This window comes from Pseudomonas syringae (assembly GCF_000737245.1).
GTDB classification, from domain to species: Bacteria; Pseudomonadota; Gammaproteobacteria; order Pseudomonadales; family Pseudomonadaceae; genus Aquipseudomonas; species Aquipseudomonas syringae_J.
In genome coordinates this window covers 40,129-53,961 of record NZ_JPQU01000089.1, presented here as the reverse complement: position 1 = coordinate 53,961, position 13,833 = coordinate 40,129, and the positions used below count along the sequence as shown (strand labels likewise).

The 13,833-nt window shown below is 58.4% G+C and carries 11 protein-coding genes; 9 read left to right on the top strand and 2 right to left on the bottom strand.

The genetic code is table 11. The features are described from left to right. Positions 1 to 8: 8 nt before the first annotated feature. Positions 9 to 3,578: a magnesium-translocating P-type ATPase gene (gene mgtA, locus IV01_RS02320; protein ID WP_032631402.1), complete on the top strand. Its 3,570-nt coding sequence runs from the start codon at positions 9 to 11 to the stop codon at positions 3,576 to 3,578. A gap of 8 nt (positions 3,579 to 3,586) precedes the next feature. Here the strand turns inward: mgtA and IV01_RS02325 are convergent, their stop codons facing one another. Continuing rightward, entirely contained in the window at positions 3,587 to 4,336 is a 750-nt protein-coding gene (locus tag IV01_RS02325) for a cyclic nucleotide-binding domain-containing protein (RefSeq protein WP_080290405.1), read from the bottom strand. Positions 4,337 to 4,511: 175 nt separating this feature from the next. Then, positions 4,512 to 4,961, bottom strand: coding sequence for a potassium channel family protein (locus IV01_RS02330; RefSeq protein ID WP_032631399.1), 450 nt, complete (start codon positions 4,959 to 4,961; stop codon positions 4,512 to 4,514). Between the two features lie 191 nt (positions 4,962 to 5,152). Here IV01_RS02330 and IV01_RS02335 point away from each other — a divergent pair, with 191 nt between their 5' ends. From IV01_RS02335 to IV01_RS02370, 8 genes are all read left to right on the top strand, one after another. After that, positions 5,153 to 6,106 (top strand): universal stress protein, encoded by a 954-nt coding sequence (locus IV01_RS02335; protein WP_032631398.1) that lies wholly within the window; start codon positions 5,153 to 5,155, stop codon positions 6,104 to 6,106. 50 nt (positions 6,107 to 6,156) lie between these two features. Then, positions 6,157 to 7,068 (top strand): universal stress protein, encoded by a 912-nt coding sequence (locus tag IV01_RS02340; RefSeq protein ID WP_032631397.1) that lies wholly within the window; start codon positions 6,157 to 6,159, stop codon positions 7,066 to 7,068. Continuing rightward, positions 7,069 to 8,301 (top strand): acetate/propionate family kinase, encoded by a 1,233-nt coding sequence (locus IV01_RS02345; RefSeq protein WP_032631395.1) that lies wholly within the window; start codon positions 7,069 to 7,071, stop codon positions 8,299 to 8,301. A gap of 38 nt (positions 8,302 to 8,339) precedes the next feature. Beyond that, positions 8,340 to 10,844, top strand: coding sequence for a phosphoketolase (locus IV01_RS02350; RefSeq protein WP_050507979.1), 2,505 nt, complete (start codon positions 8,340 to 8,342; stop codon positions 10,842 to 10,844). 145 nt (positions 10,845 to 10,989) lie between these two features. Next, positions 10,990 to 11,340: a metalloregulator ArsR/SmtB family transcription factor gene (locus tag IV01_RS02355; protein ID WP_032631394.1), complete on the top strand. Its 351-nt coding sequence runs from the start codon at positions 10,990 to 10,992 to the stop codon at positions 11,338 to 11,340. A gap of 22 nt (positions 11,341 to 11,362) precedes the next feature. Then, positions 11,363 to 12,652: an arsenic transporter gene (locus IV01_RS02360; protein WP_032631393.1), complete on the top strand. Its 1,290-nt coding sequence runs from the start codon at positions 11,363 to 11,365 to the stop codon at positions 12,650 to 12,652. A 9-nt stretch (positions 12,653 to 12,661) separates the two neighbouring features. Further along, the gene (locus IV01_RS02365; RefSeq protein WP_032631392.1) at positions 12,662 to 13,132 is read left to right on the top strand and encodes an arsenate reductase ArsC; all 471 of its coding nucleotides are present in this window, start codon (positions 12,662 to 12,664) and stop codon (positions 13,130 to 13,132) included. A gap of 236 nt (positions 13,133 to 13,368) precedes the next feature. Then, positions 13,369 to 13,710 (top strand): hypothetical protein, encoded by a 342-nt coding sequence (locus IV01_RS02370; RefSeq protein ID WP_032631390.1) that lies wholly within the window; start codon positions 13,369 to 13,371, stop codon positions 13,708 to 13,710. Positions 13,711 to 13,833: the final 123 nt, after the last annotated feature.

Below are 13,833 nucleotides of genomic sequence, written 5' to 3'. Positions count from 1 at the left end.
GCGTGGGCATGAACGCAGAACCTCCTGAGCTCAAACCACCCGGTGCCCATGCGGTTGAGCTACAGCAGTCTTACAGTCGGCCCGCCCTCTGGATGACTTGGCTACTGGGTGCCGCGATGTTGGCGGCCGCCATCGGCCTGGCTCTTCATTTCACCGATGCAGAAGCTTTCGCCAGGCAGTTGACCCAGGCGCAACCCCTGTGGCTTGTCTGCGCCTTTGGCCTGCAAGCGCTGACCTACGCGGCTCAGGGCCAGATATTCCGGATCGTTCTCAAGGCTGGCAACCAGCATCTGTCTCTGGGGCAGGCTGGCAGGCTGAGCCTGATGAAGTTGTTCGTCGATCAAGCGTTGCCGTCGTCAGGTATCAGTGGTGCCTTTGCTGTAGTGGCGTCGTTCGTGCGCCTGGGTTTTGCCAAGCCGGTGGTACTGGCGTGTCTGGTGCTGGATCTGTCCGGCTATTTTCTGGCTTATGTGCTGTCTGTCGGCGTGGCCATGCTGGTCCTGATTTTTCAGGGGCATGCAACGGCCGCCGTCATGGCCACCTGTCTGGTGTTTGTGCTGGTCAGTTTTGCCTTGGCGTTGCTCGCCCCGAGTCTGGCCGGTAACTCGAGCCTGGCCGCTCATGTCCCGGGTCAACGTTTCGCGATTGTCCGCAAAGGCCTCGCGCTGCTGACCGGTGCAGACATGAAGCTGGTGCGCAGCCGAGCCTTGTTAGGTCGCATCACTGTGTTGGAACTGGCGATCATCGTGCTGGACAGCGCCACGCTGTGGGTGTTGCTGCGTGCCTTGGGCGTCGACGCAGCACCCTTCGCGCTGTTTGCCGGTTTCATGCTCGCCAGTGTGTTGCGCAGTATCGGCATTGTCCCGGGCGGACTTGGCGCATTCGAGGCCGCACTGGTGGTGACCCTGCACTGGGGCGGGGTAGAGATTGCCGAAGCGCTGTCGGCGACGTTGCTGTTTCGTGGCTTGACCTTCTGGCTGCCGATGCTGCCTGGCCTATGGTTGGCGCGGCGTGAATGGCAGGCCTCGGCGGATAAGCAGGTGAGCCCTGCAACCCTAGATGACTGGAGTCGTCCGGTGAGTGAGTTGCTTGAGCGCTTGCAGGCTTCGATGACCGGGCTAAGCAGTGCACAAGCCAGAAAACGATTGAGTGTTGCCGCTGCCGTGCCTCGCAGTCGCCCCCGCGGATTCATCGGCCTGGTGCTAGAGCAGATGCGCACACCACTGGTCCTGATCCTGATCGCCGGTGCGTTGGTGGCGCTGGTCATCGGCGATTGGCTGGATGCCGCGATTGTCTGTTGCATCGTGGTGATCAGCGCCATGCTCAGCGCCTGGTACGAAAATCGGGCGAGCACCGCCGTTGAGCAACTGCGCAAAAAAATCGCCTTGCGAGCCACTGTGCTGCGTGACGGCACCCGCGTTGAGGTGGATGCGCAGGAGGTCGTCCCCGGCGATATTTTGTTGCTGAGCGCGGGTAGCCTGATTGCTGCCGATGGTCGTGTGCTGCAGGCGGTCGATTGCTTCGTTAGTGAAGGACTGCTCACCGGTGAGACTTTTCCGGTTGAAAAGGCGCCGGGCGAGTGCGCTGCCGATGCTGGTCTGGGGGCACGCCACAACTGTGTGTTCATGGGGACCTCCGTTCGCAGCGGCACGGCTCAGGTATTGGTGACGCGCTACGCCGAGCAGAGTGCGATCGGCGGTATCGTCAGCACCTTGTCATTGCGGCCCCCTGAAACAGAATTCGAGCGCGGCCTGCGGCATTTTGGCGGGTTGCTGCTGCGGGTCATGCTGGTGATTACCATTTTGGTGTGCGGTATCAACATCCTGTTGCATCGCCCCACGCTGGACACCCTGTTGTTTGCCATCGCTTTATCCATCGGTCTTTCGCCTGAACTGCTGCCCGCGATCCTCAGCATCACTCTGGCCAAGGGCGCGCAGCGCATGGCAGCCAAGGGCGTCATCGTCCGTCACCTCAATGCCATCGAAAACCTCGGCGCGATGGATGTGCTCTGCACAGACAAAACCGGAACATTGACCCGGGGTGTCGTGGTCCTCGACGGCGCAGTGGATGTCCAGGGCGCGGCGGATCCGCAAGTTCTGCAGCTGGCCGTTTTCAACGCCAGCCTGCAAACCGGGATGCCCAATGCTTTGGACGACGCGATCATGCAGGCGGGCGATGGCGAGGCCGCGTGCTTGAAGGTGATTAAATGCGACGAAATTCCATATGACTTCATTCGCAAGCGTCTGAGCGTCGTGGTCGGCAATGCCCCTGATGCCAGCGTGCTCATGGTGACCAAAGGTGCGCTGGAAAGCGTGCTGCAGGTGTGTACTCAGGTGCAGAACGGGTCGCAGGCCTCGGCTCTGGATGATGCTGCGCTCGCCGGGATTCGCGAGCGCTTTGCCGACTGGAGCGAACAGGGTTTTCGCGTGCTGGGGATTGGCAGCCGGGCACTGCCGGAACAGCCTCATTACCGCAAAGAAGACGAGACGGACCTGACATTTCGTGGCTTTCTCTTGTTCTTCGACCCGCCCGAACCGGAGGTCAAGAACATCATCACGACCCTCAACACCCTGGGCGTACAGGTCAAGATCATCAGCGGTGACAGCCACCTGGTCACGCGTCATGTGGCTGAGGCGGTGGGGTTGCCGGTCTCGCGAATCATCACCGGCTCGCAGTTGGCCATGATGAAAGACGAAGCGCTGATGAACCTTGCCCCCCTGACCACGCTGTTTGCCGAGATAGACCCGAATCAGAAGGAGCGCATCATCCGCGCGCTGCAGAAGACCGGTCATGTAGTGGGCTACATGGGCGACGGCATCAACGATGCGCCCGCGCTGCAGGCCGCAGACATCGGGATATCGGTTGAAAACGCTGCCGACGTGGCCAAGCAGGCCGCCGACTTTGTATTGCTTGAGCACAATCTCGACGTGCTGCGCGAAGGGATTGAGGAGGGCAGGCATACTTTCGCCAATACCCTCAAATATATCGCCATCGTTTCCAGCGCCAATTTCGGCAACATGATCAGCATGGCCCTGGCCTCACTGGCATTGCCATTCCTGCCGCTACTGGCCAAACAGATTCTGCTCAACAATTTCCTGGCTGACATTCCTTCAATGGGCATCGCCAGTGACAACGTGGACCGCGATTGGGCAAACACGCCTCATCGCTGGAACATGACTGAAATCCGCAACTTCATGGTTGTGTTCGGCCTGGTCAGTACCGTGTTCGACATACTCACCTTTGGCTCTCTGTACCTGCTGGCGGGCATGGCCCCGGAACTGTTCCGCAGCGGCTGGTTCGTCGAGTCCTTGCTGACCCAGTTACTGACGATTTTCATCGTGCGGACCTACAAGCCGTTTTATCGCAGTCGCCCGTCCAGCTTGCTGGTGTACAGCGCGCTGGGTATCGGCCTGATCGCTATCGGGCTGCCTTACAGTCCAGTGGCGCAAGGGCTGGGTCTGGTTCCGCTGCCGCTACATATTCTCGCTGCCGTGTTGAGCATCAGTGTTGCGTACATGGTGGCGGCCGAGTGCGCCAAGCGTCTTTTTTATCGTCGCCAACGCCTGGCTAGATCCTGAGTGGTGACTTAAATAGCGCGTCTGGCGATGTGATCGTCCGCCTTGCCCGCCAATAAAGCCTTCAAGCGTGTCGGGTCGAGAATCTCCACGGCCCGTCCTGACACCTTGACGATGTCGTTGGAACGCAAAAAAGCGATGGCGCGGCAGATGGTTTCAAGCCGCAGGCCCAGGTAGGAACCGATATCTTCTCGGGTCATGCGCAGTACAAATGCATTCGGAGAATAGCCGCGGCATTCCATACGTTTTGATAGATCGAGAAAGAATGCAGCCAGCCTTTCTTCTGCATTGAGGTTGCCCAGTAACAGCAGCATCTCGTGGTCCCTGACCACCTCCTGGCTGAGGGTCTGGTTCAGATTGTGCTGCAGTGAGGGGAGTTCGCGAGACAAACGCTCAAGCTGGGCAAAATGAATAGGGCAGACCTCGCTGTCTTCAAGGGCTACGGCATCGCACGCGTAACGATTACGGCTAATGGCATCGATGCCGAGTAACTCTCCCGGCATTTGAAAACCAGTAAGCTGCTCACGTCCATCTTCGGACGAAATCGTGGTTTTAAAGCATCCATAGCGCACCGCATACAGCGAACGAAAAGGCTCTCCTGCATGAAAGAGTGCTGCGTTTTTTTTGATTTTTAGCCGTTGTGGAATGATTTCCGACAGCCGTGCCGCGTCGGCAGGTTTGAGGCCTACCGAAAGACACAGTTCACGAACCCTGCAACTGGAACAACTCGTATCCGGCTTAATGGGCATATTGCCAGCCATAAGATGGCTCCTGGATAGATTCATGTCCAGTTAGCTTAGCGGTCAGCCAACCCTAGGGGGGCTTGATTGGATAGACGGGGCCCAGTTCTTGATAATAGACGAGTTATAGATCCATTCGGATTGGGTTTAAGTTGAAAATCATACAAAGGAATAGGGCTCTGTCGTGATGAAGTGGTCAGTTCTTCTTGCGTAAGCCGTGTTCTTTATCATTCCAATACTTCTGCATTTCCAGAAACAGGAATGACGCTGTCCAGGTAATCATCACCAGCCCTGTCAGCGCTTCAAGGCCCGTGAGGTATTTGAGAGGGCCGAGCGGGGCAATATCCCCGAATCCGATCGTTGTGTAGGTGGTGAACGAGAAATACACCGAGTCCATAAAACTGCCATCAAAGTTGCCCGTCAGACTCCCCAGATCTTCAGACTGGTTCATCAGGTAATAACCCAGCGCAAACACCCACACCTCGATTGCGTGAGCGACCAATGCACCCAGTACGCCGATGACCACTCGAAAACGGTGCCAGATGTTCATCCTTGGCATCAGCCTGTTCAAGCGCAGCAGACATTCATAATGAATGACGACCACGGTGATGATGATTATCGAGTTGATAAGTGTAATGACGATCATGCAAAAAAGCCTCTCCGGGCTGGCCGGTTGTGGTGTCGTTTCCTCGACGCGTAGATCCCATCAAACCGTCAAGTCGACGGGTTCTTCTGATCTAAGTCAGATTAGACGCAGGCGATCCATTCAGACTCGATCTGTGCCGAGGCTCAAAGCCTAGAGGCCTTTTCACTGACGTGGTCAGGAGCACGACTGCCATGAACGAGTCGCCACCGATTTTGCTGATCGCCTCATCAAAAATGCAACGCACACCTGCGTTTGAACGGGCAGTGGCACTTGCCAAGGCCAGCGGCGCAGAGTTGCGCATTCTGGCCGTGGACTTTATCAGGTCTTTGGAGGTGCTTGGCCTGTTTGATCATGACACCTTGACCACGTTGCGCGAGAGTTACCTGCAAAGCCATCGCCGCTGGCTGGAGCAGCAAGTCAGCTTCGAACGCGATCAGGGGCTGGATTGCTCGGTGCATGTGCTGTGGGCTGAACGCTTCCTTGAAGAGATCAGTGATTACGTCAAAACCATTCAACCGTCGATGTTGATCAAGGATGTCCATCATGAGCCCGGGTTCAAGCGGGTCTTTGCAACACCGCTGGACTGGCACTTGCTGCGCGAATGCGCTTGTCCTGTCCAGTTCGTGACCCAGAGTCGGCACGCTTTACCCCGAAAAGTGCTGGCTGCGGTCAACTTGTACCGAACCCGGGACGCCGACCTGAGACTCAATGACAGAATCGTTGCGGTCGCACGAGAACTGGCTGGGCAATGGGGCGCCAAGTTACACGTGCTGTACGCCTACGACTGGTCGGCGATCTACGCCTCAGGTTTCACGATGTTGGGCGCCATGCCCATCGAGACCGGCTTTGCCGAAGCTTTGCGAGAGGCCCATGAAGAGGCGTTCACTTCGCTGTGTGATCGTCACGCAATCAATGCGCAGGGCAGACACTTCCTGACTGGAGTACCTCAGCCCACCATCAGCACATTTGTCAGAGGCACTGACATCGACTTGCTGGTGATGGGTACTTTGCCTCGCCACAACCTGGAGAAGGTGGTGGGGAATACTGCCGAATTACTTCTGGCGCACGCGCCCTGCAGCGTACTGATCGTCAAGCCGGACGCCGCGGGTGTGTCCGGTGCCGGAAAAATTACCCACATTGAGTAGCGCATCAACCCACCGTGCTGCGCATCCAACTGAAATGATGGAGGTGTGAAATGTCTGACTCAGGTCGTTTAATGCTGATCGCGCCATCGCAACTGAAGAAGACCCCGGCGTTTGCCCGCGCTCAGGCACTGGCCAAAGCACAGGACTTGCCGCTGCACATCGTTGCCTTCGATTATGTCGACAGCATCGCCACCGCAGGCTTGGTCAATGAACGCGCTCTGGAGGACATGCGCGAAGGTTATCTGGATCGTCATCGCGAATGGCTGGAGCAGCTGGCGCTACCGATGCGCCATGCGGGCATCCATGTGACCACTGAAGTGCTCTGGGTTCAGCGGCCACTGGATGAGCTAATGGAGCATATCCGGGAGTTGCAACCGTCGCTGGTGATCAAGGATCTGGAGCACGAATCCTGGCTGACCCGAATATTGTTCACCTCTCTTGATGTGCGCCTCTTGCACGACAGCCCGGTGCCGCTGCATCTGGTCGCTGATGTGGAGCACCCACTGCCGCGCAGGATTGTGGCCGCAGTTGACCCATTCCTCCCTGAGGAGCAATACGAAGGCCTCAACGAAAGCATCATTGCCGCTGCCAACAAGCTCGCTACTCAGTGCAATGCCGAACTTCATCTGCTCTACGCTTACGATCTTTCATACATCTTTGGTGCGGAAGGCGACATGGACTTCACTACCGAGTTCATCGACAGCGTGTATGCCGTCGAGCGCGAGGCTTTTGACCTTCTGGCGAGCCGGTATGGCGTTCCCGATGACCGCAAGCACATGGTAATGGGCAGCCCGGCCAGGGTTATCACGACGTTCGCTCGGTCTGAAACGGTGGACATCACGGTGATGGGGACCGTGCATCGGGGGCCGGGGAGAAAGTGGTTGGGCAGCACCACCGAACACGTTGCCCATCACCTGCACGGCAGTCTGTTGGCGGTCAATCCTCGACAGATTGGGTGGTAAATGATCTTTAACCCCGGCTCGTCACTGGCCCTCTTGCTGGTGCTCAATGCCGGCTCATCCAGCCTCAAGTTCTCGCTGTACAGCGCTGAGGTGCATCACGAGCAGCCGGTCCAGAGCATTGGGCATGGCAGCATTGTCATGGAGCACCAAACCGAGCGGCTGGAATTTGAACGTACACTGAGCGGCGCCTGTCTGGAGGATGAGTGGCCTTGCAGTGACCCGCCCGATCACGCTTTGACGCTGGCGAAGTTGATGGACTGGATGGCCCGCACCATAGACGGTGAGATCGTCGCAGCGGCGCATCGTGTGGTTCATGGGGGCCAGCGCACGGCAGTCGCTGCCAAGGTCGACCAGGCACTGCTGGACGAAATGACGGCACTGATTCCGATGGCGCCGCTGCACCAGCCTCTGTGTCTGGCCCCCATTGTTTATCTGGCGCAGCAACATCAGGGGCTCGCCCAGTTCGTCTGTTTCGACACAGCCTTTCATCACACGCTGGATCCTCTGGAGTTCAGCTTCGGTTTGCCCAGAGAGCTGACTGAACAGGGCGTGCGCCGCTATGGTTTTCATGGGCTGTCCTACGAATACATCGCCAGCGTCTTGCCTGATTGCGACCCGCGTGCGGCGCAGGGCAGGACGATCGTGGCTCATCTGGGCAATGGCGCCAGCTTGTGCGCGATGCGCAACGGTGTCAGCTGCGCCACCACCATGGGATTTTCCACGCTTGATGGGCTGATCATGGGAACCCGGCCGGGACGTCTGGATCCGGGGATTTTGCTGTATCTCATGCGCGAGCGCGGCATGAGTGCGCAGGAACTGGAGCAGATGCTCTATCACCGCTGCGGTTTGCTCGGGGTGTCCGGCGGCATCTCCAGCGACATGCGCGAGCTGTCGGCCAGCCCGTTGCCTGAGGCGAAGCAAGCCGTAGCGTTATTCGTGCGCAGCGTAGTTCGGGAAATTGGTGCGCTGGCTGCTGTACTGGGCGGGCTGGACGCCCTGGTGTTCACCGGTGGTATAGGCGAACACGCGACTGACGTGCGCAACGCCATTCTGAATGGCTGCAGCTGGTTGGGGCTGGAGCGCGACCATGAAGTCACTCACCCCCGAGGCAATTGCCTGTCACGCCGTAGCAGTCGGGTTTCGGCCTGGACTATTGCCACTGATGAAAACGCCATCATCGCCAAACATGCCCTGCGGCTTTTGCACGGCTCTGCTCTCGCTGTCGAGCACTGACACTCAACCGGGCTTTCCCGGCATTCCAAGGAGGCTCCATGTACCACTTCAACTCACACTTATCGAGCATCGACTCATCGGCAACAGCCGCGCCGAGTCCGAATGAAGAGGTGCAGGTTGAACCAGGACCGTTGGCCCCGGACCTGCTGGGCAAACTGCATCGTTACTGGAGCGCTGCCAATTACCTGTGTGTCGGGCAGATTTACCTCAAGGACAATGCCTTGCTTCGCGAGCCGTTACGACCGGAGCACATCAAACCACGGCTGCTGGGGCATTGGGGGACGTCAGTCGGGCAGAATTTCATCTACGTGCATCTGAACCGCCTGATCAGTGAGCGGCACATTGAAACCGTGTATATCTCCGGGCCCGGCCATGGCGGGCCTACCCTCAACGCCTGCGCCTGGCTCGAAGGCACCTACAGCGATGTTCATCCGCAGATAGGCCGTGATGAAGCCGGCATGCTGCGTCTGTTTCGCAGCTTTTCAACGCCGGGTGGCGTACCCAGCCACTGCGGGCCTCACGCACCCAATTCACTGCATGAAGGCGGGGAGCTGGGCTACTCGTTGATGCATGCGTTTGGCGCAGCGTTCGACAACCCGCAATTGCTGGTGGTCTGCGTCATCGGTGACGGTGAGGCAGAAACCTGTCCGCTGGAGGGCAGCTGGAAGAGTGTTCATTTCCTCAACCCGCGCCGCGACGGGGCGGTACTGCCCATACTCCATCTGAATGGCTACAAGATTTCCGGGCCGACGGTGGAAGCGCGGATGGCCGACGAGCAGTTGATCGAGCTGTACCGAGGTCGTGGTTATGCGCCGGTTATCGTTGCGGGAGATGAGCTGCCGGGTATGCATCAGCGCTTTGCGCGAGCTCTGAACGATTGTCATGACGCGATCCGTGACATCCAGAAACAGGCCCGGGAGGAGGGCGGCGACAGGGCGCGCTGGCCGATGATCATCTTGCGCAGCCCCAAGGGTTGGACCGGCCCGAAAGTGGTCGATGGCTTGCCCGTCGAGGGTACGTTTCGTGCGCATCAGGTGCCATTGGCTACTGTGATTCAGAATCCCGAACATTTGCAGCAACTCGAACACTGGATGCACAGCTACGAACCCCGCACGTTGTTCGACGATAACGGCGAACTGCTTGCCGAACTGCAAGCCCTGACACCCCCGGCGCCGCTGCGCATGGGCGCCGTGCCTTATGTGAATGGCGGGCGTCTGCTGGTGGCACTGGATCTGCCAGGCTTTGCTGATTACGGGTTGCAGGTGCCCGGTCCAGGTCAAGTGGTTGCCGAAGGACCGCGCAAGCTCGGCGAGTATCTGCGGGATGTGATACGTCTCAATCCGCATAATTTCCGGGTGTTCGGCCCGGACGAAACCAACTCGAATCGGCTCAATGCGGTGTTTGAAGCGACGGATCGAACCGCATCAGGGCCGTGTCTGGAGGTCGACGACCACCTCGCTCCTGACGGTCGAGTCATGGAAGTGCTGAGCGAGCACCTGTGCGAGGGCTGGCTGGAGGGCTATCTCCTCACCGGTCGGCATGGCATGTGGTCGACTTACGAGGCCTTTGCTCAGGTGGTGGACTCCATGGTGACGCAGCATGCCAAATGGCTGCAGCAAAGCAGGGAATTTGCGTGGCGTCGTCCGCTGGCGTCGTTGAATATCCTGATCAGCAGCCACGCCTGGCGCAATGACCATAACGGCTTCAGTCATCAGTCCACCGGCTTTGTCGATAACATCCTGCAGCGCCGCGCGGACGTGGTGCGGGTGTACTACCCGCCGGACTCCAATTGCCTGGTCAATGTGTTCGATCACTGCCTGCGCAGCCGTAATTACGTCAATGTCGTCACCTGTGGCAAACAAATGGAATTTCAGTGGCTGGATTTCGATGCAGCCCTTGAACATTGCTCCCAGGGCGCGTCTATCTGGCGTTTTGCGGGCAATGATGAAGGTGCGGTGCCGGATGTGGTGCTTGCCTGCGCCGGGGATGTGCCCACTGTCGAAACCGTGGCTGCCGCCTGGCTGCTGCAGAAACACGTTCCCGGCATCCGGGTCCGCGTGGTCAACGTAGTCGACCTCGGGACACTCTGCGCACCGCAACAGCGACCCCATGGCATGGACGCGCTGTCATTCGAGGCATTGTTCACCCGCGACGTGCCGGTGATGTTCGCCTTTCACGGTTCGACCTGGGTCATCCATTCGATGGTCCACGGGCGCAGCAATGAAGCGCGCTTCCATGTTCGAGGCTTCAGTGATCGCGGCACCACCACCACACCCTTCGATATGGTCGTGTTGAACCGCATGAGCCGTTATCACCTGGCTATTGATGCCCTGAGTCACGTCCCACGCCTGCAGTTGCAGCGCGAGAGCGCTGTCGCGTTTTTTGAAAGCCAGCTTCGCCGCCACGACATCTGGATTCGCGAGCATTTCGAAGACCTTCCGGAGATTCGCAACTGGCGCTGGACGGCTGACCTCAGCGATTCGCCCGGCCCGCCGCCATTGGCTCAAGGGCAGGCCAGAGGGCAGATATTTACCGATGCCTGAGGTTATTCACCCACGACTGTTGAGGAGGGCAGCGTGAGGTCAGCAGCGGTTTCATTGCCAGTCATCCAATCATCACGTGCACAACACGGGATGATTGTGTTTATATGCGGATATTCGATTATTCACATATGACTATCGGCACGTTATGAAGCTATTACCCCCCACGTTCTTCAAATGCCTGGGAGACGAAACCCGGGCCCGGATCATGCTCATGCTTTGCGCAGAAGGCGAGCTGTGCGTGTGCGAGTTGATCTGGGCCCTGGATGACAATCAGTCGAAGGTTTCCAGACACCTGGCACAGCTACGCGCCTGCGGGCTGCTGGCGGATCGCAGGCAAGGCCAGTGGGTTTATTACAGGTTGCATCCGGATCTTGAACAGTGGGCGCTGGATGTTCTGACCCTGACAACCCGAGCCCATCTGTCCTGGCTGCATGACGACCAGGGACGCCTGGCGTCGATGCAAGACCGGCCCGTGCGGCAAACCTCCTGCTGCTGACTTTCTGATCTGGAACACACCCATGCTTATCGCTGCGTCGATTTTCGTTGTAACGCTCGTGCTCGTTATCTGGCAGCCCAAGGGACTGGGCGTCGGCTGGAGCGCCGCAGCAGGTGCCGTTCTGGCATTGCTGACCGGCGTAGTCAGCCTCGGTGACGTGCCGACGGTGTGGCACATTGTCTGGAATGCCACCGCGACTTTCATTGCGGTGATCATCATCAGTCTGCTGCTGGATGAGGCCGGATTCTTCAAATGGGCGGCGCTGCATGTTGCCCGCTGGGGGCGGGGCAATGGCAGGCGTTTGTTTGCGCTGATGATCCTGCTGGGGGCTGCTGTGTCGGCCTTGTTCGCCAACGATGGTGCTGCCCTGATCCTCACTCCTATCGTCATCGCGATGTTGACGGCCCTGCGTTTCAGCCCTGCATCCACACTGGCATTTGTGATGGCCGCAGGCTTCATCGCCGACACCGCGAGCCTGCCCATGGTGGTCTCCAATCTGGTCAACATCGTTTCAGCGGATTTCTTCGATGTTGGTTTTGGCGAGTATGCGTCGGTCATGTGGCCTGTGAATCTGGTGGCCGTAGCGGCCACCCTGTTCATGCTTTGGCTGTTCTATCGCAAGGATATTCCCGGGCTGTACGACGCTGATCAACTGGAAGCACCTGCGGCGGTTATCCGTGACAAAGCGACTTTCATTGCTGGCTGGTGGGTGCTCGGGCTGTTGCTGGTCGGCCTGTTCGCGCTGGAGCCGTTAGGCATTCCCATCAGCGCCGTGGCTGCTGCGTGTGCAGTGATCCTCCTGGCCATCGCTGGCAAAGGCCACATCATCTCCACTCGAAAGGTCATCAGAAACGCGCCCTGGCAAATCGTGGTGTTCTCCCTGGGGATGTATCTGGTGGTCTACGGCCTTCGCAATGCAGGGTTGACTGATGCTCTCTCGGCTTTACTGAATATCTTCGCGGAGCAGGGCGTCTGGGCGGCAACGCTGGGCACCGGAGTCACCGCTGCGCTGCTGTCCTCGATCATGAACAACATGCCGAGTGTGCTCATCGGTGCCTTGTCCATTCAGGGCAGCGACGCCACGGGGCTGGTGCGTGAAGCGATGATCTACGCCAACGTCATTGGTTGCGACCTTGGGCCAAAGATTACCCCCATCGGAAGCCTGGCGACGCTGCTCTGGCTTCATGTGCTGGCGCAAAAAAATATCCGTATCACCTGGGGCTACTACTTCAAGGTTGGCAGCCTTCTAACCCTTCCCATCTTGCTGGTGACCCTTGCGGCGCTGGCACTGCGATTGAGCGTGCGTGTCTAGGAGAAAGCAATGAAAGTGCTATTCATGTGTACGGCAAACAGCTGCCGCAGTGTTCTCTCGGAAGGGTTGTTCAATCACTTGGCTCCTGACGGGTTTACTGCGGTGAGCTCGGGCAGCTTTCCCAGCGGCCAACTGAATCCTCGTGCGGTGAGCACGCTGCAAGGCTTGAATATCGACACCTCGAACCTCTACAGCAAAGGCTCGGAAGTGTTTGCTGCTGCGCCTCCGGATGTGGTGATCACGGTATGTGACAAAGCGGGAGGCGAGCCCTGTCCGGTGTTTTTTGGGCCAGCGGTCAAAAGCCACTGGGGCCTTGCGGACCCGTCTGACGTGGAAGGGACAGACAGCGAGGTACAGGCGGCGTTTGACGCGACAGTCGCCCGGATCAGGAAACGCTTCGACGCCTTCTTCAAGCTAGACCACTCGGTGCTTACTCCGGAGCAACTGAAGTTCGAGCTGGATCGCATCGGCGAACTGTGATGCTCAGCGCGGGGCAAGCTTGCCACGCGCCGAGATGCAGCAACGATGAGGCGCAAGCAGGAGCCCGGTCACATAACCGGGCTCCTGCATTTCACCGAACCGAGAAGATTCGCAAGACTATCGCTTACGGTGATAGTGAGCATCACAACGCATGACTTCTGTTTCTTCCTGAAAACCGGAAAATGCCGGGCATTGAAACCCTGCCAATCCGTCGTTGTTCGTTCAGGAATGCGTCCATGCGTCTGTCACTTTTCAGCACTGTTTTGCTCAGCCTTTCTATCCTGGCCGGGTGTGTCTCCGCGCCCAATCAGCCGACCCTGACGCTGCAGACAGCAAAGACCCCTGAGCAATACACCGATTGCGTGATGCCCAAGCTGCAGGATCGGGCATTGCAGCCGACCCTGTCGCAATCCCAGCGACACTACAGAATCGTGCTTTCCAGTTCTGTGGCTGCAGATAACGTGCTGGAGGCTTACAAGTCATCAGCGGGAGGCAAAATCTTCCTGTACGAGCGCAGACTGCTCGCCTCTAGCTTCACGCCGTCGAGCTTTGAACGGGCGGCTCAGGAATGCCTGTGACGAATCCTTGGGGACTAAACAACTGCAAAAAGAATCTCCCACAGAAAGTGCGTATTTCCGTTGGAGCCGGGCTTGCCCGCGAAGAACGATGACGCGTTGTAACTGAAACACCGCAGCGCCTGG

Coding starts and splice junctions, on each gene's coding strand:
- mgtA (WP_032631402.1), top strand. CDS start 9: ATGAACGCAGAACCTCCTGAGCTCAAACCACCCGGTGCCCATGCGGTT.
- IV01_RS02325 (WP_080290405.1), bottom strand. CDS start 4,336: ATGGCTGGCAATATGCCCATTAAGCCGGATACGAGTTGTTCCAGTTGC.
- IV01_RS02330 (WP_032631399.1), bottom strand. CDS start 4,961: ATGATCGTCATTACACTTATCAACTCGATAATCATCATCACCGTGGTC.
- IV01_RS02335 (WP_032631398.1), top strand. CDS start 5,153: ATGAACGAGTCGCCACCGATTTTGCTGATCGCCTCATCAAAAATGCAA.
- IV01_RS02340 (WP_032631397.1), top strand. CDS start 6,157: ATGTCTGACTCAGGTCGTTTAATGCTGATCGCGCCATCGCAACTGAAG.
- IV01_RS02345 (WP_032631395.1), top strand. CDS start 7,069: ATGATCTTTAACCCCGGCTCGTCACTGGCCCTCTTGCTGGTGCTCAAT.
- IV01_RS02350 (WP_050507979.1), top strand. CDS start 8,340: ATGTACCACTTCAACTCACACTTATCGAGCATCGACTCATCGGCAACA.
- IV01_RS02355 (WP_032631394.1), top strand. CDS start 10,990: ATGAAGCTATTACCCCCCACGTTCTTCAAATGCCTGGGAGACGAAACC.
- IV01_RS02360 (WP_032631393.1), top strand. CDS start 11,363: ATGCTTATCGCTGCGTCGATTTTCGTTGTAACGCTCGTGCTCGTTATC.
- IV01_RS02365 (WP_032631392.1), top strand. CDS start 12,662: ATGAAAGTGCTATTCATGTGTACGGCAAACAGCTGCCGCAGTGTTCTC.
- IV01_RS02370 (WP_032631390.1), top strand. CDS start 13,369: ATGCGTCTGTCACTTTTCAGCACTGTTTTGCTCAGCCTTTCTATCCTG.